2 protein-coding genes are annotated in these 1,380 nt (G+C 79.2%); both read right to left on the bottom strand.

Translation table 11 applies throughout. The annotated features are described in order from the left end of the window. Window positions 1–131: 131 nt before the first annotated feature. Window positions 132–743 (bottom strand): class I SAM-dependent methyltransferase, encoded by a 612-nt coding sequence (locus ACWCSD_RS52640; protein ID WP_449927483.1) that lies wholly within the window; start codon window positions 741–743, stop codon window positions 132–134. Further along, complete coding sequence (locus ACWCSD_RS52645) at window positions 740–1,246, bottom strand: TIGR04282 family arsenosugar biosynthesis glycosyltransferase (protein ID WP_449927486.1); 507 nt, start codon at window positions 1,244–1,246, stop codon at window positions 740–742. Before ACWCSD_RS52645 ends, ACWCSD_RS52640 begins: the two co-directional genes overlap by 4 nt. Window positions 1,247–1,380: the final 134 nt, after the last annotated feature.

The raw sequence follows: 1,380 nt of genomic DNA on the forward strand, positions 1-1,380 counted from the left end.
GGCGACGACGACTGAGCGACGCCGTCCGGCCGTCCCGACCGGACGCTGATCCAGGCGCGTCCTGGGCGGCCGCGGCTCGGCCGGACGCCAGTGCCGGCCGGGCCGCGGGCGGTGGGCGGTGGGGCTGGAGGTCAGTGCAGGTGGGCCAGCCAGCGGCCGTGCGCCGGCCGGCAGTGGGCGGCCGTGAACCCGGCGTTCGCGGCCAGGCGCGCGATGTCGGCCGCCGAGACGGTCGCCCAGCCGAACCAGTCCCCGGCGCGCACGCCCACGCGCAGCCGTACCCGGTCGACCCGGCTGCGCGTCCACGGCGGCGCGAGCTCGGCCAGGACGGTGCCGCCCGGCCGTACGAGCTGCCGGACCCGCCGTAGCAGCGCCGCGGGGTCACCGCCGATGCCGATGTTGCCGTCGGCGAGCAACGCCGTCGCCCACTGGCCGGTGCCCGGAACGTCGTCGAAGACGTCCCGCAGGAGGGCGAACCCGCCCGCCCGGCGGGTCAGGGCGACGGCGTGCGGCGTGACGTCGATGCCGAGCGAGGCGACGCCGCGCCGGGTCAGCGCCGCCGTGAGCCGGCCGGGGCCGGAGCCGATGTCCAGCGTGGGGCTGCGGCAGCGGCTCAGGATCTCCTCGTCGCCGTCGATCGGCGTGAACCAGCGCGCGGCCGCCAGGTCGGCGCGGGTGCCGTCCAGGTACTCGATCTCGGCGCGCTCACCCGCGAGCGCGGCCGCATAGATCTCCCCGATCACCGGTGCAGCGTTCTGAGGGTGGTGGCGAAGCAGGAGGTGGGGGTCTGGCGGGCCACCTCGGTCGCGGCGGTGGCGGTGTCGACGTCGATCAGCTCGGGCAGGTGGTGGACGGCCAGCCCGGCGCGGACCAGCCGGTCGAGCTGGACCTTGCCGGTCTCCGGGTGCGACATGGGCACCCCGAGCAGCAGCGCCGGGTCCGGCCGCCGGAGCCCCAGCAGCCAGAAGCCGCCGTCGGCCGCCGGGCCGTACGCCGCGTCGTGGTCGGCCAGCGCCTCCCCGGCCTCGCGCAGCAGCTCGGGCGTGACCTGTGGGGTGTCCATGCCGATGAGCACGACGGGCCCGGGCCGCAGCCGGTGGGCGTCGGCGAAGGCCGCCGCGAGGCGCTCGTCCAGGCCGGCGCCGCGTTGCGGGATCACCACGAAACCGGGGGGCAGCCAGCGGCCCGGCAGGCCGTCCAGAGCGAGGACCCGCTGGGCGGCCGGGGTCGCGGCGACGGCGCGCAGGCTGTCGCGGAGCGCGGGGGGGGGGGCGGGGGCGGGGCCGGGGGGGGGGGGGGGGGGGGGGGGCCGGGCGGGGGCGCCCCCCCCCCCCGGGGGCCGGTGGGGTTGGGCGAAAAGGGGGGGGGGGGGGGACGGGT

It is taken from the genome of Nonomuraea sp. NPDC001684 (assembly GCF_053596515.1).